The organism is Peribacillus saganii, from assembly GCF_003429095.1.
GTDB classification, from domain to species: domain Bacteria; phylum Bacillota; class Bacilli; order Bacillales; family DSM-1321; genus Peribacillus; species Peribacillus saganii.
Map to the genome: position 1 here is coordinate 60039 of NZ_QVTE01000045.1, position 22225 is coordinate 82263.

At 38.5% G+C, this 22225-nt stretch carries 24 protein-coding genes and 1 riboswitch; of the genes, 23 read left to right on the plus strand and 1 reads right to left on the minus strand.

Annotation, left to right across the window (positions count from 1 at the left end):
- The first annotated feature begins 718 nt into the window (after nt 1-718).
- From D0469_RS15500 to D0469_RS15525, 6 genes are all read left to right on the plus strand, one after another.
- The gene (locus D0469_RS15500) at nt 719-2161 is read left to right on the plus strand and encodes an alkaline phosphatase PhoX (RefSeq protein ID WP_117327629.1); all 1443 of its coding nucleotides are present in this window, start codon (nt 719-721) and stop codon (nt 2159-2161) included.
- A 200-nt stretch (nt 2162-2361) separates the two neighbouring features.
- A riboswitch (Lysine riboswitch) is annotated at nt 2362-2543 on the plus strand.
- A 106-nt stretch (nt 2544-2649) separates the two neighbouring features.
- Nucleotides 2650-3486, plus strand: coding sequence for a transporter substrate-binding domain-containing protein (locus tag D0469_RS15505; protein ID WP_117327630.1), 837 nt, complete (start codon nt 2650-2652; stop codon nt 3484-3486).
- 65 nt (nt 3487-3551) lie between these two features.
- Entirely contained in the window at nt 3552-4295 is a 744-nt protein-coding gene (locus D0469_RS15510; RefSeq protein WP_117327631.1) for an amino acid ABC transporter permease, read from the plus strand.
- Nucleotides 4296-4317: 22 nt separating this feature from the next.
- Entirely contained in the window at nt 4318-5058 is a 741-nt protein-coding gene (locus D0469_RS15515) for an amino acid ABC transporter ATP-binding protein (RefSeq protein WP_117327632.1), read from the plus strand.
- Nucleotides 5059-5384: 326 nt separating this feature from the next.
- The gene (gene codB / locus D0469_RS15520; RefSeq protein ID WP_117327633.1) at nt 5385-6659 is read left to right on the plus strand and encodes a cytosine permease; all 1275 of its coding nucleotides are present in this window, start codon (nt 5385-5387) and stop codon (nt 6657-6659) included.
- Nucleotides 6656-7924, plus strand: a complete 1269-nt coding sequence (locus D0469_RS15525) for a cytosine deaminase (protein WP_117327634.1) — start codon at nt 6656-6658, stop codon at nt 7922-7924. Before codB ends, D0469_RS15525 begins: the two co-directional genes overlap by 4 nt.
- 194 nt (nt 7925-8118) lie before the next feature.
- Here the strand turns inward: D0469_RS15525 and D0469_RS15530 are convergent, their stop codons facing one another.
- Nucleotides 8119-8823: a DUF421 domain-containing protein gene (locus D0469_RS15530; protein ID WP_117327635.1), complete on the minus strand. Its 705-nt coding sequence runs from the start codon at nt 8821-8823 to the stop codon at nt 8119-8121.
- 436 nt (nt 8824-9259) lie between these two features.
- Here D0469_RS15530 and gvpJ (D0469_RS15535) point away from each other — a divergent pair, with 436 nt between their 5' ends.
- The 17 genes from gvpJ (D0469_RS15535) (at nt 9260) to D0469_RS15615 (ending at nt 22117) form a co-directional block, all read left to right on the plus strand.
- Nucleotides 9260-9508, plus strand: a complete 249-nt coding sequence (gene gvpJ, locus D0469_RS15535; RefSeq protein WP_117327636.1) for a gas vesicle protein GvpJ — start codon at nt 9260-9262, stop codon at nt 9506-9508.
- Nucleotides 9509-9553: 45 nt separating this feature from the next.
- The gene (gene gvpT, locus D0469_RS21730; protein ID WP_233523084.1) at nt 9554-10192 is read left to right on the plus strand and encodes a GvpT/GvpP family gas vesicle accessory protein; all 639 of its coding nucleotides are present in this window, start codon (nt 9554-9556) and stop codon (nt 10190-10192) included.
- An 87-nt stretch (nt 10193-10279) separates the two neighbouring features.
- Entirely contained in the window at nt 10280-10705 is a 426-nt protein-coding gene (gvpQ, locus tag D0469_RS15545) for a gas vesicle protein GvpQ (RefSeq protein ID WP_117327637.1), read from the plus strand.
- Nucleotides 10706-10773: 68 nt separating this feature from the next.
- The gene (gene gvpJ, locus D0469_RS15550) at nt 10774-11040 is read left to right on the plus strand and encodes a gas vesicle protein GvpJ (protein ID WP_101596082.1); all 267 of its coding nucleotides are present in this window, start codon (nt 10774-10776) and stop codon (nt 11038-11040) included.
- Between the two features lie 66 nt (nt 11041-11106).
- The gene (gene gvpO / locus D0469_RS15555) at nt 11107-11373 is read left to right on the plus strand and encodes a gas vesicle protein GvpO (protein ID WP_117327638.1); all 267 of its coding nucleotides are present in this window, start codon (nt 11107-11109) and stop codon (nt 11371-11373) included.
- A 23-nt stretch (nt 11374-11396) separates the two neighbouring features.
- The gene (gvpN, locus tag D0469_RS15560; protein ID WP_117327639.1) at nt 11397-12311 is read left to right on the plus strand and encodes a gas vesicle protein GvpN; all 915 of its coding nucleotides are present in this window, start codon (nt 11397-11399) and stop codon (nt 12309-12311) included.
- Between the two features lie 20 nt (nt 12312-12331).
- Nucleotides 12332-13099, plus strand: a complete 768-nt coding sequence (locus tag D0469_RS15565) for a GvpL/GvpF family gas vesicle protein (RefSeq protein ID WP_117327640.1) — start codon at nt 12332-12334, stop codon at nt 13097-13099.
- Nucleotides 13099-13353, plus strand: a complete 255-nt coding sequence (locus D0469_RS15570; protein ID WP_117327641.1) for a gas vesicle protein GvpG — start codon at nt 13099-13101, stop codon at nt 13351-13353. Before D0469_RS15565 ends, D0469_RS15570 begins: the two co-directional genes overlap by 1 nt.
- Before the next feature lie 13 nt (nt 13354-13366).
- On the plus strand, nt 13367-14173 hold the full coding sequence (locus D0469_RS15575; RefSeq protein WP_117327642.1) for a GvpL/GvpF family gas vesicle protein: 807 nt from the start codon (nt 13367-13369) through the stop codon (nt 14171-14173).
- Nucleotides 14174-14187: 14 nt separating this feature from the next.
- A complete protein-coding gene (locus D0469_RS15580) occupies nt 14188-14463 on the plus strand; it encodes a gas vesicle protein (protein ID WP_117327643.1) in 276 nt (91 codons plus the stop codon).
- A complete protein-coding gene (locus D0469_RS15585; protein ID WP_101596065.1) occupies nt 14429-14713 on the plus strand; it encodes a gas vesicle protein K in 285 nt (94 codons plus the stop codon). The genes D0469_RS15580 and D0469_RS15585 overlap by 35 nt, the downstream gene beginning before the upstream one ends.
- Before the next feature lie 39 nt (nt 14714-14752).
- Nucleotides 14753-15067 carry a gas vesicle protein gene (gene gvpJ, locus D0469_RS15590; protein ID WP_117327688.1) on the plus strand — a complete coding sequence of 105 codons (315 nt, stop codon included), beginning with the start codon at nt 14753-14755 and terminating at the stop codon, nt 15065-15067.
- A 17-nt stretch (nt 15068-15084) separates the two neighbouring features.
- A complete protein-coding gene (gene gvpT / locus D0469_RS15595; RefSeq protein ID WP_117327644.1) occupies nt 15085-16638 on the plus strand; it encodes a YtxH domain-containing protein in 1554 nt (517 codons plus the stop codon).
- A 2-nt stretch (nt 16639-16640) separates the two neighbouring features.
- A complete protein-coding gene (gene gvpU / locus D0469_RS15600) occupies nt 16641-17042 on the plus strand; it encodes a gas vesicle accessory protein GvpU (RefSeq protein WP_117327645.1) in 402 nt (133 codons plus the stop codon).
- A gap of 534 nt (nt 17043-17576) precedes the next feature.
- Nucleotides 17577-19592, plus strand: a complete 2016-nt coding sequence (locus D0469_RS15605) for a Na+/H+ antiporter (protein WP_117327646.1) — start codon at nt 17577-17579, stop codon at nt 19590-19592.
- Between the two features lie 314 nt (nt 19593-19906).
- Nucleotides 19907-20578 carry a YdeI/OmpD-associated family protein gene (locus D0469_RS15610; RefSeq protein WP_117327647.1) on the plus strand — a complete coding sequence of 224 codons (672 nt, stop codon included), beginning with the start codon at nt 19907-19909 and terminating at the stop codon, nt 20576-20578.
- A 288-nt stretch (nt 20579-20866) separates the two neighbouring features.
- Complete coding sequence (locus tag D0469_RS15615) at nt 20867-22117, plus strand: MFS transporter (RefSeq protein ID WP_233523085.1); 1251 nt, start codon at nt 20867-20869, stop codon at nt 22115-22117.
- Nucleotides 22118-22225 lie beyond the last annotated feature (108 nt).

Below are 22225 nucleotides of genomic sequence, written 5' to 3' on the forward strand. Positions count from 1 at the left end.
CGTTGCTTAAGCAGTTATCGCTGCAAACTGGTATGTTTTTATTGAATAGAGGGATTAATTAAGGATTAAACCCAGAAGTAATACATTTAAATGTTCTGACCAAGTAAATAAATTTTGATCTAAAGTAAGCTAACTTAAATGATCTGATTCTTTTAACTAGGGCTGCGCCTGAATAGAATTAGCATCAAACCTCCAGATCCTCCCTTTCGTCTCAACTTCAAATATCTAATCCTGACTCTCCAATAGGTTTATTTAAAAAGAACATAATTACTGAATTCTTCTATTTAGAGGATTTTTCTTCATTACTAGAGTGCAGTTCTCATCCTAATCGAACGTAAGTCGTTGGACATCCTTTGCCGGCTGCTAAAGTTATTGTCCATTTTTTTCAATGTTTTTATCTTGGTTTATTCGAAAATCAGCTCTTCTTACTTTATATTTAATCAGTCAGATCCCTTGCTGAGCTCAATATGTTTGTTCTTGTGAGTAACGTTTCTAAATTCTTATATTTAACATGTTTCTTTCTTTATTGCAAAAATACATATTGTTCGATTTGTGACCCTGTAAATTTCCGAGCCACCTGCAATATTTTTTGGTATTCATTCAAATTATTTTTTTTGTAAAACTTATTTACTTTATACTTACAAAATTGCCACAAATGCTTAAAGTTTTCCAGTTAAACTGTTTCTAGAAAAGAGAAATGAGGAGGAATAATAAATTTATGGAAAATCTAGAAGCAAAAAGTGGCATGAACCGACGGGACTTTTTAAAAGCGGGGGGAATGGGCACGCTTGCACTTACACTTGGATCAACTGGAGTATTGACACTCGGTTCAAAAGCATTCGCGGATACTGCCAATAATCCAACAAGCGGTTTTGGAGGGTATGGTCCTTTGGTTCCGGATCCGAATGAAATTCTCGATCTTCCTAAAGGTTTCCATTACAAAATTATCTCTGAAGAGGGCGGTCAGCTGACAAGCGGCGGAAAAATTCCTGGAGCCTTTGATGGAATGGCAGCTTTCGAAGGACCTAAAAATACGACCATTCTTGTTCGCAATCATGAATTGGGTACAAGTGCAGCAAATCCGGTGGTTGGGACCAAGCCTTATGATGTAACTTCTCTTGGTGGTACAACTGCTCTAATTGTAGGTCCAAATCGAAATGTCATCAAAGAATATGTAACTTCTTCAGGCACAATTCGAAATTGTGCAGGAGGAGCGACACCTTGGGGTACTTGGCTGACTTGCGAAGAAACCCGGTCCGAGACACACGGTTATGTGTTTGAAGTGGATCCGCGGCAGCCGGAGAACGAAATGTCTAGAACCCCAATAAAAGAAATGGGGCGCTTTTCTCACGAAGCCTGTGCAATCGACCCAGCGACAGGATATGTATATTTAACGGAGGATGCAAGTCCAAGCTACCTTTACCGGTTCATTCCAAATGACGTCAGCCAAAAGCCGGGTGCGTTACATAAAGGCGGCAAGCTTTATGCAGCTGCAATTGGAGAGATAGATGATGTAGCAGCCAGTACATTTAAAACAGGACAGAAATTCGGGATTGTATGGAAGGAGTTGGACCCTCATTTTTGCCGTGAGGATGCTGCTAAACATGGCTGCATTCAGTTTAAAAAACTGGAGGGAGCGTTCTTTCAGGCCGGTGTCTTCTGGTTTGATGACAGCTCTGCCGGCGAAAAAAATCTTGGGCGCATTTATCGCTATGTTCCCTCCACCAACACATTGGAGCTTTTCTATGAGGCAACAGATGCAAAAGACATGGAATCCCCGGATAATATCTGCATGACTCCGTGGGGTGACCTTTGGTTCGTTGAAGATGGAGCAGGTAAGGACAGACTGATGGGGATTACCCCAGAAGGCAAAATTTATCCTTTTGCCTCCAATCATCTCAGTGATTCTGAAATGGCAGGGCCTACCTTCTCGCCTGACGGAAAAACGCTATTTGTTAATATTCAAAGCCCGGGTAAAACCTTTGCCATCTGGGGTCCTTTCCAGCGCAGAAACTCTGCACGCGCACGAGAAATGTCCTTTGCAGCCCCTTCAAAACACTTTGCACCACAAGTTTCAGACAAGCTCGTTGAGTTTGCTGAGCGTCAGGGCATGTCTATTCTCGAAGCTGCAGCATTTGTGCGCCACGGACTGGAGATTTAACATTATATAAAAACCCATGAAAAGATGTAAACCGCCCCAGTTTGGTTTACATCTATTCTTTTTTAGAAGGTAAAATATATTCGACTGTATTGGTAAAAAAATAAATTGGATGTTTTATCCAATTTAGCTAGCTAGATTGACAGACTAGTAATAAAGTTGTAGACTGTTAAAGTAAAATTTAATAAGACCTCACTTTTAAATAGTGAGGTAGAGGCGCGATATTTAACAGTCTTTAGTGGAGCTTGAGAAGCGGGGATACTAAGGAGAAGGAAATGTCGCCGAAGCAGGGAATATTCTCAGTATTGCTTGCTGGGTCTGCAGTTAAGAACTGCAGGACTGTCTCAATAAGCTTCCCGGTTTATTGAGTTGTGCTATCTCATTTGGGAAAGAGAGGACTTAAGGGCAACTATGCATAATACGACCTGAGTTTTTCTCAGGTCGTTTTTTGTCTGCATAAATATTTAAGAAAAAACAGGAGGAGAAAACGCATGAGAAAAAAGGCAACACTATTTTTCGTATTGCTGCTTTCAGCTATTGTTCTTTTAGCTGGATGCGGAACTAATAATAAGTCAGATTCTGGATCATCAGATAAGGATACATTTAAGGTAGGTCTTGAAGCTGGGTATGCGCCATTCAACTGGACTCAAAAGGATGATTCCAATGGTGGTGTGAAAATAGAAGGTACTGCAGAATATGCGGGTGGTTATGATGTAGAAATTGCTAAGAAAATTGCCGATGGTTTAGGTAAAGAATTAGTGATTGTCAAAACTGAATGGGATGGCCTTGTCCCAGCCCTGACTTCAGGTAAAATTGATGCAATTGTTGCAGGGATGTCACCAACAGCAGAGCGGAAAGAAACAATTGATTTTTCGGAAAACTACTATAAGTCAAATCTCGTTATGGTGGTTAAAAAAGGCGGAAAATATGACGGGGCAACTTCCATCCAAGACTTCAAAGGAGCCAAAATCACGGCTCAATTAAACACCTTCCACTATTCTGTGATTGATCAAATTAAAGGTGTATCCAAAAAGACAGCAATGGATAATTTCCCATCGATGAGGGTTGCTCTTGAATCAGGAACCATTGATGGATACGTTTCAGAACGTCCTGAAGGTGTTAGTGCTTCAGCTGCAAACGAAAATTTTGCAATGGTCGAATTTAAAGATGGATTTAAAACATCAGAAGAAGATACGGCAATCGCTGTTGGGCTTGAAAAAGGCAGTAAATCAACAGAAAAAATTAATAAAATATTAAAAGGCATCTCAGAGGAAGAACGTACTAAAATTATGGATGCCGCTATTAAAAATCAACCAGCAGCAAAATAAAGAATAATTAAAACCGGCTGTATTTGTATGCAGTCGGTTTTATGATGATTTAAAGGGGGAGAAAAATGAGCTTAGAGTGGATTGTGAAGATCATTTCAGAAAACTGGCCTATGTTCCTTCGCGGGGCAGGTATGACGCTTTATATTGCTCTAATTGGAACTGTCCTGGGTGCAGTAATTGGTTTGATGGCAGGGGTTATACGTACGATTCCTATGCCAGAACGCGGATTAAAAAAGGCTATTCTTAAAGTGACTAATGTCATTCTTTCTATTTATATCGAGTTTTTCCGCGGAACACCAATGATTGTTCAGGCTATGGTCATTTATTATGGTTCGGCCTTGGCATTTAATATAGACATGAATGTTTTATTAGCGGCAGTCATTGTCGTTTCTATTAATACAGGAGCTTACATGGCGGAAATAGTCCGCGGCGGGATTGTTTCAATTGATAAAGGGCAATTTGAAGCTGCACAAGCAATAGGAATGAATCATTTTCAAACGATGGTGAATGTAGTCCTGCCACAAGTTATTCGAAACATTTTACCAGCAACCGGCAACCAATTCGTTATCAATATCAAGGATACATCCGTCCTTAATGTCATTTCAGTATCGGAATTATATTTCTTAACAAAATCAGTTGCAGGAAACAACTTTAGATATTTCGAGTCATTCTTTGTCGCATGTATGCTTTATTTTGTCATGACTTTTATCGTAACAAGAATTCTGCTTTATTTTGAGAGAAGATTAGAAGGTCCAGATAATTACACGATGCTTAGTGATGTAAAACAAGCAGACGTGCCAGCGAAATAAATGAAAGTAAGGAGGAGAGAACATGGAACAAGTCATTGATATTCAACATTTAAATAAATCCTTTGGTACACATGAAGTGTTAAAGGATATTAATTTTTCAGTGAACAAAGGAGAAGTAGTCAGTATCATTGGTTCCTCGGGATCTGGTAAATCAACTCTTCTTCGTTGTATCAATCTTTTAGAAAAACCAAGCGGCGGCCAAATTATTTATAATGGTGAAAATATTCTGGATGACTTGCATGATATTCCTGCCTATCGCAGAAAGTTAGGGATGGTTTTTCAACAATTCAACTTATTTAATAATCACAATGTGCTTAACAATTGTGTGGTAGGACAAATCAAAGTATTAAATCGTTCCAAGGACGAAGCTGAAAAAATAGCGATGAAATATTTAAAAATTGTAGGAATGGATAAATACATTAACGCTAAGCCAAAACAATTATCAGGTGGTCAGAAACAGCGTGTGGCCATTGCGAGAGCACTTTCGATGGAACCGGATGTCATGTTATTTGATGAACCAACATCTGCCCTTGACCCGGAAATGGTCGGAGAAGTACTGAAAGTAATGAAAGAACTTGCTGAATCAGGTCTTACGATGTTAATCGTAACGCATGAAATGGAGTTCGCAAAGGAAGTATCTGATCGTGTCGTATTTATGGATAAGGGAGTCATTGCAGAGGAAGGAAGTCCGGAGCAAATCTTCAACAATCCAAAACAAGATCGTACAAGGGAATTTTTAAAACGCACTTTAAAGCAATCCTAATCCATAAAGGAAAAAAAGAAATGGATTGATAAGGATGAATAACCTCAACCATGTTAAGGATATATTTGGTAACATAATTTATCATTGACAATTAGTAAATCTACTGTAATAATAGTGTTAATTAAATACTGGTACCTTTAATTCAGTCCCGTGAGGCTGACAAGGACAGCGGAAATTTATTGGATAAGTGGGGGCATCTTTGCCCGTATTTATCCAATCTTAAAGAGGCTTCCTGTCAGTAATGGCAGGAAGCCTCTTTTAATTTCTCTGTAAGGTATGCCTATTCGGTACCAGTTTTAGATTTATCTAAAACAGGAGGAATTATGATGGAACAGAAAAAGGTAGATTTAGATTTTTCTTTGCAGGCAGTGCCGAAAGCGCATCGAAACGGGTTTTGGAGAATGCTTGTGGTTATGCTTGGATTTACTTTCTTTTCAGCAAGCATGCTGTCAGGCGGAACCTTGGGCTTGGGGTTATCCATGCATCAATTTATCTTAGTAGTAGTAGCAGGCAATTTAATTCTTGGTGTTTATACAGGCTCTCTTGCCTATATCGCTGCAAAAACCGGTCTTTCCACACATTTATTGACTCGTTATGCATTTGGAGAAAAGGGTTCTTATTTATCCTCTTTCCTGCTAAGTGCGACTCAAGTAGGATGGTTTGGTGTTGGCGTGGCCATGTTTGCGGTTCCGGTTCAAAAGGTGACAGGCATTGATACGTATGCACTGGTTGCTGTTTCAGGATTATTAATGACAGGAACAGCATTTTTTGGAATGAAAGCTTTGGCAATCCTAAGTTTTGTTGCAATCCCATTAATTATCGCACTAGGAGGATATTCAGCTCTTGAGGCAGTTAATACTCTTGGAGGATTCCAGGCTCTTATGCAGCATCAGCCAACAGAAACTATTAGTCTGGCTGCTGCCCTAACAATCTGTGTCGGATCTTTTATTAGCGGGGGAACATTAACACCAGACTTTACACGATTCGCAAATACAAAAAGGAACGGTGTCATTACAACAGTCATTGCATTTTTCATTGGAAACTCCTTAATGTTTTTCTTTGGAGCGATCGGTGCCATCTCAACAGGACAGTCTGATATTTCAGAAGTAATGTTTTTACAAGGATTAATCATCCCGGCAATTATTGTTCTTGGACTAAATATCTGGACTACAAATGATAATGCCATTTATGCTTCTGGCTTAGGAATCTCAAACATAACAAAAATTAAAAAGAGCAAGGTTGTTATCTTTAATGGAATTATTGGAACAATATTGGCAATGTGGCTGTACAACAACTTTGTAGGTTTCCTTACATTACTGGGAGCAGCACTTCCTCCAATCGGCGCGATTATTATGGCAGATTTCTTCATCCTTAACCGAGGGAAATATAAAGATTTTGAGAATATGAAATTTAAAGCAGTAAACTGGAATGCCTTGATTGCATGGGCGGCCGGAGCAGCATCAGCCCAATTTTTACCTGGAATCCCGCCGTTAAATGGACTTCTTGGTGCGGCACTGGTTTATGTTGTACTTTCCCTTGCAGTGAAAAAAGCAGTAGAATCAAAATCAGCGATTAAAGTAGAAAAGGTGACTGAAGCATGATTATTAAAAATGCCAAGCTTAGGAATAAGGATGGACTTTGGCAAATCCTTATCGAAGCAGGAAAAATAGAAAAAATTGCACAAACGGTAGAAAATAGCAGCGATCAACAAGTTATTGATGTTCAAGGAAGTTTAGTTCTTCCGCCATTTGTTGAACCGCATATTCATTTAGATTCTACCTTAACAGCTGGTGAACCAAACTGGAATGAAAGCGGAACATTATTTGAAGGGATTCAAAGATGGGCGGAAAGAAAAGAATTCCTGACGATCGAGGATGTTAAGACAAGAGCTAAAACGGCGTTAAAATGGCAAATTGCCCAGGGAATCCAACATGTTCGGACTCACGTTGATGTAACGGACCCAACATTAACTGCTTTAAAAGCAATGTTAGAAGTAAAAGAAGAGATGTCACGTTTTGTGAATTTACAAATTGTTGGATTCCCTCAGGACGGTATTCTCTCTTATCCTAATGGGCCAGAATTGTTAGAAGAATCACTCAGAATGGGAGTGGACGTTGTCGGCGGAATCCCCCATTATGAATTTACAAGAGAATATGGAGTGGATTCACTAAAAACAGTGTTTCAACTTGCAGAAAAATATGACAGATTGGTTGATATTCACTGTGATGAAATCGATGATGAGCAATCCCGTTTTGTTGAGGTGGTTGCAGCGGAAGCATATCGTCTAGGCATGGGAGAACGTGTGACGGCAAGCCATACAACTGCGATGGCTTCTTATAATGATGCCTATACTTCCAAGCTGTTTAGATTATTAAAATTATCTAACATTAACTTCGTGGCTAATCCATTAGTTAATATTCATCTTCAGGGCCGTTTTGACACATACCCAAAACGGAGAGGAATTACCCGTGTCAAGGAATTACAGGAAGCTGGTATGAATGTATGCTTTGGCCATGATGACATTTTTGATCCATGGTATCCGCTGGGAACAGGAAATATGCTGCAAGTATTGCATATGGGGATTCATGTAACGCAATTAATGGGCTATGAGCAAATCATCAATTCGATCGATTTTATTACAAAAAATAGTGCAAAAACGCTGCACATTGAAGATATCTACGGAATTGAGGAAGGGAAACAGGCCAACCTAATCGTTCTAGAAGCTGAAAATGAATATGAGGCCATTCGGAAACAAGCTTCCGTCCTTTACTCGATCCGAAATGGAGAAATCATCGCGGAAACCAAGCCAAAAGAAACAACAATAACGCTTGGCGGGTCACCTGAGAAAGTCACTTTTAATAAATAATATGCTATGCAAAAACCTGAAGCGCCAGCGAGATGCTTCAGGTTTTTCCGCTTTAGTCTGATCTAATTTTTGTATATAGAGTGATTGAGTTAGCTAATGATCTCCTGAAAATAACAGGATATGATAACCGAAGAATCGTTGTATGCGGAATCATCCTGATGCAAGTGAAATGGATAGATTAGTCCGCTTAGTATTTACTTATATAAAAACACCTTTAAATTATCTTTCGCATTAAGGGTAGCGAGCAAAACATTTTTAACCTCTATTTGATATAAACGTTCTAATCGGGTGGTAACCCAAGCTTCGTCTCGTTTAGTTTGTTGTAACTCCTCATAATTAATTTTCCCTTCTTTAATAATCGTTCTTGGCAAATCGAAAGGCTCTGTTTCCATCTGGAGGATAGCTGGTGTAATTGGTTCATATTTTGGATCTAGAAAGAAAGAAATTCTACCGTCTGCTTCCCAAACTGCCAAGGCTACTGTCTTCACATCTTTTACTGCTTTTTCTCTTAATTCCTCCAATAGCACATCGAGGGATATTCTTGCTTTTTTTAATCCTTTATAAAGGATTTCTCCATTTTGAACAATCGTTATTGGCGGATGTGTAACTTGCCTTCGAAACCATGGCCATTTTAGGATCATAAAAATTCCCGCAAGATATAAGCAAACTAATACAGTGGTCGTAATAACAGAACCTTTTAGCCCAAGTTGTTCGTCAGATAACGGATGGGCAATAATGTTTCCAATAACCAAAGCTATAACGAAATCAAGCAGTCTTAATTGGGAAATGGCCCGCTGGCCTAAGACTTTAGCCACGATCACTAAAAAGATAAAAGCAACTACAGCTCGCAGAATCCACTCAAAGGCAGAAAGTGATTCCTGGCTTTGAAAAAAATCCACTAAGACACCACATCCTTCACTCCAAAGCTCTTACAGTTGTTCCCCATAAATACGGTTAAATCCAAAAACCACCCTTTTTACCAGAAGCTGTTTCTCTTCTTAGATATTTTTCCATTAAAACGTAAGGTCATTCTTTTTTTGGCTATTAAAACTACTCCATTATTTGTAAAAAACATCGGTCTCTATGTTCTTTTTTATTTTTTAAAATAAGTGAAATGAAAGTAATAAATGTAAAAAACCTATTGAAAACAAAGGGAGAATCCATTTTAAATGTTACGAATTAGTAAAGTCCTGTCATATTGCATAAAAACTGGTGTTTATGGTTATCAAGTCCTCGTTTAGTTAAATCGATTAAAGGTAAATACAAACTAAACCCGCATAATTAAGTTGTCACAGTAACCTCCTGAAAAATAAAAGTTTGAGAGGAGACAAGGACATGAGTGTTCAAAAAAGTACAGATAGTTCAAGCCTGGCAGAAGTGATTGACAGGATCCTCGACAAGGGAATTGTAATTGATGCATTCGTTAGGGTTTCGCTTGTGGGTATAGAAATACTTACCATTGAAGCTCGAGTGGTAATTGCAAGTGTCGATACATGGCTGCGATACGCCGAGGCGGTTGGATTATTAAGTGATGAAAGTCTTTCCAATAAGGAGCAAACTCACAGTCCGCAACTAAGTTACTAAAATTAACAGGTATAAAGTAAATCAATAATGAGGTGAGGGTATAAAATGCAAAGTCAAGAAGCAACTGAAAATAAGGCAGTAAACGAAAATGAGAAAGGAACTGAAAATAACGCAGTAGGCGAAAATAACGAAGGAACTAAGAATAAGGAAGAACGCAATCAAACTGAAAAAGGTATGCAATCACAAGAAAACAAGCAAGCTGACACCAAAAAACAAAACCAGGAAAAGAATTCAACTGAAAGCAGTTCAAATCAAGGAAACAATTCAACTGAACACAGCAGCCAAACGCAAGCGAAAAAGGAAGGTGGTTCTAATTATTCCATCAACCTGGCGATAGTCGGCGGCGTTGTGGGAGCTGGTATTGGATTGTTTGCCAATCGCGAAACCAGCAAAAAAGTTATTAGAAGTTTAAGTGAATCGGAATTTGTAAAAATTGCGGGCCAGGAATTTCGAAAAACGGCGCACGAAATTCTGGCTGGCCAAGCACAAAGCAGCGTTAAGCAATTAGCTTCTGGTTATCTCAGTAAAATTGAACAAAGCTTGCTCTCGCCGAAAAACAGCGGGTCAAACAACTCGGCTGGACAAGACCAGCCTTATGAAGAGATCAAGGAAGAGAATAAAAATTTAAATGAGCGGCTTCAAAAAATAGAAAAAATGCTGGGGGACTTGGTGGAATCCAAGTAATCCAATTTTTTAGGAAAAGCAAATGTAGCATTTTTAACTATTCGTACGTTTACGTTTTTCTTAACTATGAACCCAAAGGGGGATTAGATGGACAATCAAATAAAGAAAGCCTTTGGAAAAGTGGCGAAAGGTGCAATCGATCATGCTCCGGAGCCTATTAAAGAAAAAGTAAAAGAAGTTGTGGTCGACAAAGCGAAAGAGAAAATTGTCGAGCATGTTCAGGATAATGCACATGAATTCACTGAAAAACTAGAGCATGGAAGAGATAAATTCGCTGATAAAGTCCATGAAAAAGCTGGAGAAGCGAAGGAAAAAACCCAGAGTGTTTTACTCTCAGCCCGTGAAAAGCTGGGAAAAGTTGTAGAAGCAGGGGAAGAACTTCAAAAAAAGGTCTCTTCTAGAAATAAACATGACGATGACCAGAAAGTGAAGGGCGTTAAACATATTAAAGGCATTAGCAATATAAAAACGTCCAAGGATATTAGGGGTGCTACGAAAATCAAAAGCTATTGAAAATATCAAATCCTCATAATGACAGGAAGACTTTAAATTTTAAATGGAAAATGAAAGGAGAATGCAAAATGGCAGCAGTTCAGAAAAGCACAGATAGTTCAAGCTTGGCAGAGGTTATTGACCGAATTTTAGATAAAGGGATTGTAATCGATGCATTTGTTAGAGTCTCGGTAGTCGGAATTGAAATTTTAACAGTTGAAGCAAGGGTGGTTATTGCCAGTGTGGATACTTGGCTTCGTTACGCAGAGGCTGTTGGATTGCTCCGGGATGAAGTTGAGGAAAACGGGCTTCCGGAACAGTCAAATGAGAGAAGCAATGCCCGTTTTAGTATTTAGCAGGAAAAGAAGGCACAGCCAGGGTGCGGATAACCCTGGCCTGCCATGATGTAGCAGGAGGCCGCAATGGAGATTAAGAAGATTATAGGAAATGTTACTGATTTCTTCAATGAATTTGTAGCCCCAGTCCATAAAATAACATCGGTAGAAGAGAGCGATAACAATGGCTGGAAGCTGACTGTGGAGGTTATTGAGGAAAAGGATTATATGAAGAGGTATGCAAAAGATGAAATGCTTGGTGTTTATGATGTTTATCTAAATCAGGAAAAGGAAGTAACTTCTTATAAACGGCGGGATATCCGTTACAGAAGTTCTATTAAAAATGAAGGGTAGACGTGGGAGCAGGAGGTAATAAAGTGACAGTCTTAAAGAAACAGATAAACAAAAACTCAAGAGAAATTGTGCAAGATGAAAAAACAGAAGACTTACTTTCCCGCGCATTAAAATATTTGAAAGCTGGCTACCCTATTCATTTGACAGGTCCCTCGGGTACCGGAAAAACCTCTCTGGCCCTCGCTCTGGCAAAAAGAAGAAAAAGACCCGTCATGCTCATACACGGGAATCATGAATTAAACAATAAAGATTTAATTGGTGACTTTACCGGATATACGAGCAAAAAAGTTGTCGATAACTATGTTCGTTCTGTTTACAAAAGGGATGAAAGCGTTACTGAGACTTGGAGGGATGGGCGATTGCTAGAGGCAGTAAAGAATGGATACACACTTGTCTATGATGAGTTTACCCGTTCACAGCCAGCCGCAAATAATATCTTTTTATCCATCTTAGAAGAAGGAATCCTCCCCTTATACGGCACAAAATTGACTGAACCTTTTGTCCGTGTTCATCCTGAATTTTGCGTGATATTCACCAGCAATCCTGATGAATATGCAGGTGTCTATCAAACACAGGATGCCTTGCTGGATAGACTAATTACCATTTTTATTGATCATAAAGAACGTGAACATGAGGCTGCCATTGTATCAGCAAAAGCGGATCTTGAAATGAAATCTGCCATAGCCATTACAACCCTTGTCTCGGAGCTGCGCAAGGAATGCAAAGCTGACAGCGGACCGAGTCTGCGGGCATCCTTAATGATTGCGAGACTAGCTTCAGAAGAAAATATTCCAATAGACGGAACCAATTCAGCCTTCCAGCGTCTCTGTACTGATATTTTAGGCCATCAAGTGAGCCGCTGTATAGAATCGGATGAACCAACCAAAACAGCAGAAAAAATGATTTTACAAGCATGCATTAACATGAAGGTTACCTAAGGATAAAGGAGAGTTTTACTATGAGCAATGAAGAAACGATAGGCGTATACATTTTTTGCGGAATCCAGACAGAAACAGATGAAGATTTTGGCGAAATCGAAATCGAAGGTGAAAAGAAAGAACTGTTTACAATTCGGTATAAGGACGCCGCTATAGTAGCAGCTGAGGCTCCTATGAAGATCTATCACCCGAATAAAGACAACTTATTGATGCACCAAAATGCGGTTTCTCTTGTGATGAAAAAGAATCCGACTGTTATTCCTGTTAGTTTCGGAAATATTTTTCACTCAAAAGAAGATGTAGGTGTGCTGCTGGAAAACCTATATCCGCAATTTGAAAAACTTTTCCCTGCCATAAAAGGAAAGGTTGAACTTGGATTAAAGGTAATTGGTAAAAAAGAATGGCTTGAGTCTCAGGTGAGTGAGAATTCGAAGATTGAGAAAATGGCTAAAGCGGTCAAAGGGAAATCGGAAGCAGCCAGCTATTATGAAAGAATTCAATTAGGCGGCGTTGCTCAAAAACTCGTTACCTCTTTGAAGCAGGATGTAGAACAGGAATTATTTAATCCTTTAAAGGAGTTAGCGGAAGCTTCCAAATCCAATGATCCAATAGGCGAAAAAATGCTTTTAAATGCAGCTTTCCTTGTAGACCAGGATAATGAAACCGAGTTCGATCAGAAAGTAAATGAATTATATGAAAAATGGAAGGATAAGGTGGAGTTCAGCTATAGCGGACCCTGGGCGGCATATAACTTTGTGAACATCAGGTTAAAAGTTGAGGAAGCCTGATGATTCATAAACTTGTCTCTGCACCTATCAATCTGGTGATAAAAATCGGAGAAAAGATAAAAGAAGAGGCAGATAAAGAGCTGTACGACCTTCCTACCATTCAACAAAAGCTGATTCAGCTGCAAATGATGTTTGAGCTTGGCGATATTTCCGAAGAGGGTTATAAAGCGAAGGAAGAGGAATTAATAATTCGATATGAAGTAGCAAAACGAATGGAAATGGAGCAATGGGAACAGATGACAAAGAAGAAGTGAGGGCAGGTAAAGCATGGATGATCTAGTTTATTTATATGGTTTAATTCCAATGAAAGAAGCGGCTGAAACATCGATTCCAGCGGTAAAGGGCTTTGATGGCAAACGAGATTTATACACGATTCCTATCGGAAATATAACAGCTATTGTTTGTAATCTGGATTCTCAAGAATACTCGGAAGAGAGTATTAAAGAGCGCATTAATAATGATATGGAATGGCTTCAGGAAAAAGCCTTTCACCATCACGAAACGGTTATGAAGCTATCGAAAATTTTCACTATTATTCCATTAAAGTTTTGCACGTTATATAACAATCAAGGCAGTTTGGAAACGGCTGTGCAAACAAATGAAACAAAAATGCTTGCAGCTTTTGACTTAATAACCGGGAATGAAGAATGGAATTTAAAAATCTACAGTGATGATTCGTTATTAAAAAAACAAGTGAGCCAGAACAATCCCACAATAGAAGCAAAGAGAGCCGAAATTAGCCAACTGCCAAAAGGCAAACAATTCTTTGAAAAGAAAAAGCTAGATAAATTGGTTGATTCAGAGCTGGAAGAAGAGAAAAACAAAGTTAGTGAAAAAATTCATAAGCATTTAAAAGAGTTTGCCCTTAAAGGAAACGTAAAAAAAACGTGGAGTAATGATGTAACAGGAAGAAAGGATAATATGACCTGGAATAGTGTCTATCTAATATCCGAAACAAAAGTAGAGGAGTTTTTGGAACAAATCCAGCAATTTGAAAAGGATATGAAGGAAAAAGGTTGGCAGTTTGAGGCAACAGGACCATGGCCAGCCTACCACTTTTCCAGCCTTTCATAAGTGAGGGCGAGAATATGTCACTAAGGGAAACGATAGAAAACAAGGATATCGCATTAATAGATATTTTGGATGTCATCCTTGATAAGGGTGTTGCTATAAAAGCAGATTTAGTCATTTCCATTGCGGGCGTCGATTTAGTTTATTTAGATTTAAGACTACTAATTGCTTCTGTAGAATCTCTTGTTCAGGCTCAGCAGGGCAATCGTAAAGCTGTATCTTCAGAACAATTTGATAGACAGAGGGAGGAGCTAATTGATGCAACCGGCCAGCCAAACAAATGGAAAAATTAACTTGGATCCTGACAATGCAGAGCACGGATTAGCGCAGTTAGTTTTAACTGTCATTGAACTGCTGAGGCAAATTGTTGAACGGCACGCGATTAGACGTGTAGAAGGCGGGACTCTGACAGACGAGCAGATTGAAAATTTAGGTGAGGCGCTAGCGAATCTGGAAGAAAAAATGGAAGAACTGAAAGAAATTTTTGGCCTGGATGCTGAAGATTTGAATATTGATCTTGGTCCTTTAGGGAGCTTACTTTAATCCAAACAAAAGCAAGGAGGACTTTAGTTGGAACATTCCATGCAGTCCAGTACGATTGTAGACGTCCTGGAAAAAATCTTAGATAAAGGTGTAGTTATCGCAGGTGATATAACGGTAGGAATTGCGGATGTTGAACTGTTAACTATTAAAATACGACTGATTGTAGCTTCTATTGATAAAGCAAAGGAAATTGGAATGGACTGGTGGGAAACAGATCCATATTTAACTTCTAAAGCAAATGATAGCACTGTAAAGGCCCTGGAAGAAGAAAATAAGCGGCTGCAGGAAAGGCTTGAATCTCTTGAAAAGAGCATGTCCACAAACCGTTTAAATACAACCGACATTCACTATTAATTAGGAGGTTTATAACTTTGGAAAAAACAAAAGAAAGTGAAAATCAGACTGAGGAAACAAAAAACAATATTGGAGCAAATAGCAGCTCAATTAGGCGTTCAATTGCAGGGGGCTTATTTGGAGCTGCAGTTGGATATATCGCTACTCCCGAGAATGGAAAGAAAATTATGGAGAATATCAGTCCGGATAAACTGAAAAGTGCAGGATCAGGATTAGGCCAATCGGTTAAAGATAAGTCAGTGCAAGCAGTCGAATCTATTAAAAACTCTGCTGGAAAGATTTTTAATAAAAAAAATGATGTGGCAATAGAGGGTTATTCGAATGATAAAGAAAAATCGTCCGAAAATGAAACAAGCTTAGCAATGGGCACCGAAAATAAGGCGAAAAACAATGATCAGAAATCTCATCAAAAAAGCGGCAGCGTTAATGATCGATTAGATAGATTAGAAGAAATGCTCACGAGACTAATTGAAGAAAAAAATGGCGGGAGCGACAAGGAAGGTCTGACTAATGAGGATTCCACACAGGTGGCATCATCTAATTTGCAAAAAACTAAGAACAGTGAAGCAGACAAACATGGGGGCGAGAAAAGGGAACAATCTGAATCTAATGGCCAGTCTCACTCATATTTACAAAGCCCTGTAAATAATGAAAATCAACAATCACAAACTGATGGACAAAGCCAGAATGAAGGATCACAAGCTCAAACCAGCGGCCATGGAAATAGCGAGGTAACAGAAGCAAAAAAAGATCCCCAAGAGAACAATGAAGATGGATATTCAGAAACAAAAGGCAAAGGAGATAGTCAGGAATCGAGAGGCCAAACAGTCAATCAAGAGAACAGTCAAGCGGCACAATCTAAAACAGATATGGCTAGGAAAAACCCTGAATCTGATCGGAACAACAATGAGCAATCTACCAACAAGGATTACGAATCATTAAAAAAAGAAAATGAAAAACTCCAGGACCGTTTAGGCAATATCGAACAGCTTTTAACACAAATGCTTCAAGAAAAAGTTACAAGCCAAGTATCAGAATCTAATCAAAAAGATAAAAATTCAAATGACAAGAATTTCTCAGAGACTCACAAACAATTAGACACTGAGAAGGAAGATGATTCTCAAGAAGCTCAAAATAAAAGTCATACAGATAAAGAAAAACAAAACTCAGAAAAAGACGAAGAAAGAAACGAAGGATCTGGCGATGGGAAAGAGAATCAAGAGCAAAGAGAAGAAGTAAAAAATCAGTCTCAAACTCAAAATAACAGCCATGAGAAAGAGAAAGAAAAGAATCCTCTTAAAGATGATGAAGAAGCAAAAGGGTTTAGTGAAGAAAAAAGTAATGATAAAGAAAACAAAGATAATGAAGCTCCAGAAAATAGTGATGTAAAAAAACACCAAGAGAAAGAAAGTTCGAATAGTGGATCCGATAAAGCTAAACAAGATTCAGGTCAGAAAACATCAAAGTCTAAAATATCAGTTAAGGAAAAGGAGAATGTTATAAATGTTCTCTCTGATGAGGAGGTTGAGGAAACTTATCTAAAATTAAATGGATTAAGAAAGGAGACTTAAAGATGAGTATGGGTTCTGGCACGATGAAAGACAGCATTCTAGAGTTTTTTGTCCAGTCAGCGAATAAACATGATTTCTCATTAGATATTACTTTAAACGTAAAAGGTGCCGTCATTACCGGCACGATGATATCTGCTAAGGAATATTTCAATGCGCTAAGTGAAACATTTGAAGATGGGAATGACCTTTCTCAAATGTTAAGTGAACAGCTGGGACAGGCAGGAGAAGAAGCTCAAACCTATAAGTCTGAAGCCTATTTTATCCATATGAAAGATACTAAGGTATATTGCGGAGACAGTAAGCCTACACCATCAAAAGGGAAAATTCTCTGGAGGGGGAAACTAAGTGAAATAGATGGTTTCTTTTTAGGGAGGATTTTTGATAGCAGTGATAAAGAAACATAGATATTATTATTTGCTAACAAAAGTTGCCCATTTAGTGAACAGAAAGAGCAGCCAATCTTAAACAGGAATTGGCTGCTCAAATTTATTCATCACCTTTGATTTCTCGCAATGTTCTTATATTAATCTGTAAATTACTCAATAAACCTTATATTCCATGGTCCTTGAAGTTTATTTACTCCTCATACAAGGAATATAGGTAATACTAAATGAATCTTTTAGCAAACCGTACTATTAATCCAACCCCATAATAGCAGATAACAGGTCATAAAAGCTTAGGTATATCACGATTATTCAATGTGAGAAAAAATTTCTCCAACAAGATTTTCTTCAATAAATTGCTGTTAAGAAATCGTGTAACATTAGAATATTGCTAATGACCTATATTGTTTCACGTGAAACTTTGATTCATAAAAGTTTTCTGGTATTCACTAAATATAAAGTCTGGAGAATGCGCTGTACATCAAAATGGCTGAATTATGTCGTACTCTTGTTAAATACCAAACCTAAAAAAGTGCTTTAAAAGGAAGATCTAATTTGGATTTATTAATGACAGTATTATTATTGTTGGTCTGTTTATTAATCTCAAATATCATAAGCCATTACATCCCATTCATTCCTACAGCGTTAATTCAAATAACTTTTGGGATTTTTACTGCCCTTATAGTCAGGGATCTATCTTTTAAAATAGAAACAGAGTGGTTTTTGCTGCTATTTGTGGCACCCCTTTTATACAATGATGGAAGGCATTTTCCTCGTGAAGAATTGTGGAAAATGAAATCACCGATATTTGGCAATGCCATTGTTCTGGTGCTTTTAACAACCGTTGGTGGCGGATATTTTATTCATTGGATGATACCTGATATACCTCTGGCAGCAGCATTTGCTTTAGCGGCGATTTTATCCCCAACTGACCCCGTAGCTGTAAATGGGATTGCTACCCGGATACATATTCCTGACAAAGTATTAAATCTTGTTAAAGGTGAATCGCTAATAAATGATGCGTCTGGATTAGTTGCTTTTAATTATGCTGTAATAGCTGTTGTCACAGGGTATTTCTCACTGCAGGAAGCTATTTTTGACTTTACTTATAAGTTTTTAGCCGGCGTTGCACTGGGACTTATGCTAGGGTTGCTTATCATATGGGTACGTTCCATTTTGCGTAAACAAGGTATTTTTGATGTGACATTTCACTCTTTACTGCAAATTATGACACCGTTTATCATTTTCATCATTACTGAAGAGCTTTTACATGCATCTGGAGTTATTGCTGTGGTCGTGGCCGGTATTGCCCATTCATTGGTGAATAAAAGAACAGAGGTCTTGAGAGCAGAAGAGCAGGTTCTTACGGAAAATATATGGTCAATTGTTTTGTTTGTTTTAAACGGGATCGTATTCCTGTTATTAGGTTTAAATATTCCTTCTTCAATGAGAGAGTCTGTAGAAAACCCCAATATTGAAGATTGGCTCATGATTGGATATGTGATAGCCATCGGACTCATCATATTGGGCATTCGCTTTATCTGGACGTACTTCTTTTCTTATTATGAATATCGAAGAAAACAGGCTGCCGCACCAAACTTTAAAACAAGCTTAATAACCAGTTTAACAGGAGTCCGCGGTGCGGTTACAATGGCAGGTGTTCTTTCCATGCCGTACACAGTAATCGGCGGAAAGGACTTTCCGGAACGCTCATTAATCCTTTTTATTGCAGCGGGAGTCATCATGTTTACATTAATAATGGCCACAGTGTTTTTGCCGCTTTTAAGTAAAAGGAGATCTGTCGAGGGGAAAAAGCTAGATCAAATGGATGTTATAGAAGCAAAGAGGAGAATATTGCTGACAGCCATTAATAAAATAAAGGGAAAAGTAAATGTAGAAAATGAAGCAGCAGCCTATGAATTAATGGGTGAATATAAGGTTATGTTTCATCAAATTCAACCTGAACCAGCTTCGGCTGAACAGAGCGCAAGTGTGTATCAAAATAAGATAACCAAAATCCGGTTATTGGCATTAAAAGCAGAAAGAAGCTACCTTCTTAGTGTAATGGATAAAAACGTTATAGATGAAAAGATTTTTGCCGCTTTTGAAAAGTCCCTTGATCACCGAGAAGAGGCCCTTTCCAGCAGTTTGAGATCTAAAACCATAAATCTTTATGGAAAAGTACTAAGAGGATGGCACCGATTTAGGGTGTATCGAAAAGCTGATGAAACCAAATTAGCCAAATTAAATTTAGGCAAAGCTATTCAATTAAGAGCTATGAAGGCTGCCCTTGAATTTTTACAAAATTATGCTGAAACCTATGAAAGAGCAGATATTGTTAATGCAGTGATTTTAGACTATAAGCAAAGTATTGCCCGGTTAAAAACCCCTTCTGCACGTTATGAAAAAGGTGAAAAGCAAAAAGAAGAGCTGCGGCTTATGGTAATGGATAGTGTACGGACAGAAATTCATAAAATGTATGAATCCGGAGATATCAGCAGAGAACAAGTAAAGGAACTAAGAAGATTTATAAACCACATAGAAAGTATTACACTACACGAACATGCCTAGTAATCTGATCGAATTTTAAATTATTAGTACCGAACTTTTATCCTCCCACAGCCTTATATAGTGGCAAGGTTTCTCAACAGAGGCATTATGTCAAATTTTTTTGCAGCCGATGCCTGCATTTTTGAAATTTACCATTAAGATTTAATGAAAATCAGTCAATAACGGTTTTTAACAAAGAGACTTTTCAATTTGCAGAAAAGTCTCTTTTTCATGGAGAATTTTACCGAGACACTATATCTTATACAAAGTTGCAAACTAAAATAGAAACTTTTACACTAAAGAAGAATGAGAATAAAACAGTCAGGTGACTTACAATGGTAAAAACAATAGTAGAAAAGCTAAACTTAAAAAAATATAAAAAAACAGCGGTATTGAATTTACCGAAAGGTGCCAGTTATTTAGAAGAACTTACAGAGTATGATACAGAGCTATCCGATAGCACCTATGATTTAATATTTGCTTTTGTATTGGATATGAAATCTTTAACAGAGGTAGTTAACAAAGTTATTGAAAAAAAATATCTGCATAAGAATGGATATATATTTTTAGCTTATCCGAAAAAGGGGAATAAAGTGTATCCAACGTTTATTCATCGAGATGACTTATTAGCTGGGTTAGGAGCAGATGAAAATGGATATATTGGGACAAGCAATATAAAATTCGCGCGTATGGTTGGATTGGATGAAGTCTTCACGGTTGTCGGCCTAAAAGAAGAAGCTCCAAAGAAAAAACAGACCTCTTCTAAAGCAAGCCAATGTGTTGATGATTATATCGAGTTGATTCCCGAAGTGGAAAAAGACCTGCAGGATACTCCTGAACTGCTTTCTTTTTATAAATCACTTACCCCAGGCTATCGCAAAGATTGGGCTCGTTATGTTTATAGTGCAAAACAAGAGGAGACAAAAGCAAAACGCCGTAAGGAAATGAAAATGATCCTGGGAGCGGGGTACAAAAGTCGGGATCTGTACCGGAGAGATAATAGTTAAGTCTCGTTTTTGGAATAAAACGGAAACCCTTATTGATTTACAATGTAAATTAATGTAGTATAGGGATACTAATATGCGAAAAGGGTGACCAAAGGGCGATGATCTTTTAATCTGATTTAGAAAAACATTCGTTTAAGAATTAAGATACGAGTATTTTTTTCTGGATTGGATTAGTTTGCCTTTTGAGAACCAAAAAGAGTCATGAAGATGCCCATTGGGTGTGTTTTGTCTTCTTTTGTTATCAAAACCAAGCCTCCTGTCCAGGAAAAAGGAATAGGAGGCTTTTTGATGTCTGAAATAGCCAACAATCAAAAATTAGGAATGGGAGCATTGTTTCAAAATCAGGTAATAAGGACAATACTGCTGTCAGTCTTATTTCTTCAGATTGGGATATGGGTCAGAAACTATTCAATCCTGTTATATGTGATTGAAAAAACCAATGAAAACCCGGTTGCAGTATCCTTGATCTCCGTTGCTGAATTTGCTCCAATCTTTCTGTTTTCATTTATAGGGGGTACTTTTGCCGACAGGTGGCGCCCGAAAAGAACCATGGTATGGTGTGATATTCTAAGCGCGGTTTCTGTGTTAGTGGTACTTCTTACTTTATTTTTTGGCAGCTGGAAAATGATTTTCTTTGCAACACTTGTTTCTTCCATACTCTCACAGTTTTCGCAGCCAGCCGGAATGAAGCTATTTAAGCTTCATGTTCCTTCGGAGCTTATCCAGATGGGCATGTCGATGTACCAAACTGTATTCGCGCTTTTCATGATTTTAGGCCCTGTTCTTGGGACGTTTGTATATCAGCAATTTGGCATCTTGGCAGCTGTAGCCGTTATGGGGATTGCGTTTTTATGCTCTGCAGCTGTCCTGCTAATGCTGCCGGCAGACCCTGCACCAATTGTTGAAAAACCTAAAACAACATTGATGCAGGAAATGAAAGAAGGCTTTCGCTATGTTTGGAATAGCAGGCCGTTAACATTGCTGGGCTGGTGTTTCGCTGCAGCAGGGCTTGCCATCGGACTGACTCAGCCGCTCGGTGTATTTTTAATCACAGAAAGGCTGGGGCTTCCTAAAGAAGATTTACAATGGCTAATGGCAGCTTTCGGGATTGGCATGATTCTTGGTGGAGGAGTTACGGTGGCCATGTCGAAAAAAATGCTCCCGCAAATGCTATTGGCGATTGGATTTGCGGCAAGTGCCATCGGCTTCATTGGCATGGGCTTGTCAACCGTATTCTGGCTGACACTGACCGCTCAGTTTTTCTCCGGCTTGTTTATGCCTTGTATCCATATCGGAATTAATACGATGATTTTGCAAAATACCGAAGAAGCCTTCATAGGCAGAGTAAATGGAATACTGAGTCCGCTCTTTATGGGGGCAATGGTGATAACCATGTCAGCTGCGGGATGGCTGAAAATCCATCTTCCTATAGAATATATCTACGCAGCTTCAGCACTCCTCCTTATGGTTGGAATCTTGGCTCTGTGGCCGTTAATGAAAAAACAAGAAGGCCAACAGGGATCAAAGCAGGAAACATAAAAAAAAAAGGCGTACAGAAATCTGTCTGTACGTCTTTTTTTTATGGAAGGTTAGACACTATATACAATGAGCCAATGATTTACAAAATAAGAATAACCCTTTCCGACA

Excerpts from the sequence above, each read along its gene's own strand:
- D0469_RS15610 (WP_117327647.1), top strand. The coding sequence starts at position 19,907 with ATGGTAAAAACAATAGTAGAAAAGCTAAACTTAAAAAAATATAAAAAA.
- gvpJ (WP_117327636.1), top strand. The coding sequence starts at position 9,260 with ATGAGTGTTCAAAAAAGTACAGATAGTTCAAGCCTGGCAGAAGTGATT.
- D0469_RS15575 (WP_117327642.1), top strand. The coding sequence starts at position 13,367 with ATGGATGATCTAGTTTATTTATATGGTTTAATTCCAATGAAAGAAGCG.
- D0469_RS15585 (WP_101596065.1), top strand. The coding sequence starts at position 14,429 with ATGCAACCGGCCAGCCAAACAAATGGAAAAATTAACTTGGATCCTGAC.
- D0469_RS15525 (WP_117327634.1), top strand. The coding sequence starts at position 6,656 with ATGATTATTAAAAATGCCAAGCTTAGGAATAAGGATGGACTTTGGCAA.
- D0469_RS15565 (WP_117327640.1), top strand. The coding sequence starts at position 12,332 with ATGAGCAATGAAGAAACGATAGGCGTATACATTTTTTGCGGAATCCAG.
- gvpQ (WP_117327637.1), top strand. The coding sequence starts at position 10,280 with ATGGACAATCAAATAAAGAAAGCCTTTGGAAAAGTGGCGAAAGGTGCA.
- gvpO (WP_117327638.1), top strand. The coding sequence starts at position 11,107 with ATGGAGATTAAGAAGATTATAGGAAATGTTACTGATTTCTTCAATGAA.
- gvpJ (WP_117327688.1), top strand. The coding sequence starts at position 14,753 with ATGCAGTCCAGTACGATTGTAGACGTCCTGGAAAAAATCTTAGATAAA.
- gvpT (WP_233523084.1), top strand. The coding sequence starts at position 9,554 with ATGCAAAGTCAAGAAGCAACTGAAAATAAGGCAGTAAACGAAAATGAG.
- D0469_RS15510 (WP_117327631.1), top strand. The coding sequence starts at position 3,552 with ATGAGCTTAGAGTGGATTGTGAAGATCATTTCAGAAAACTGGCCTATG.
- gvpJ (WP_101596082.1), top strand. The coding sequence starts at position 10,774 with ATGGCAGCAGTTCAGAAAAGCACAGATAGTTCAAGCTTGGCAGAGGTT.
- D0469_RS15500 (WP_117327629.1), top strand. The coding sequence starts at position 719 with ATGGAAAATCTAGAAGCAAAAAGTGGCATGAACCGACGGGACTTTTTA.
- D0469_RS15505 (WP_117327630.1), top strand. The coding sequence starts at position 2,650 with ATGAGAAAAAAGGCAACACTATTTTTCGTATTGCTGCTTTCAGCTATT.
- gvpU (WP_117327645.1), top strand. The coding sequence starts at position 16,641 with ATGAGTATGGGTTCTGGCACGATGAAAGACAGCATTCTAGAGTTTTTT.
- D0469_RS15570 (WP_117327641.1), top strand. The coding sequence starts at position 13,099 with ATGATTCATAAACTTGTCTCTGCACCTATCAATCTGGTGATAAAAATC.
- codB (WP_117327633.1), top strand. The coding sequence starts at position 5,385 with ATGGAACAGAAAAAGGTAGATTTAGATTTTTCTTTGCAGGCAGTGCCG.
- D0469_RS15615 (WP_233523085.1), top strand. The coding sequence starts at position 20,867 with ATGTCTGAAATAGCCAACAATCAAAAATTAGGAATGGGAGCATTGTTT.
- D0469_RS15580 (WP_117327643.1), top strand. The coding sequence starts at position 14,188 with ATGTCACTAAGGGAAACGATAGAAAACAAGGATATCGCATTAATAGAT.
- D0469_RS15515 (WP_117327632.1), top strand. The coding sequence starts at position 4,318 with ATGGAACAAGTCATTGATATTCAACATTTAAATAAATCCTTTGGTACA.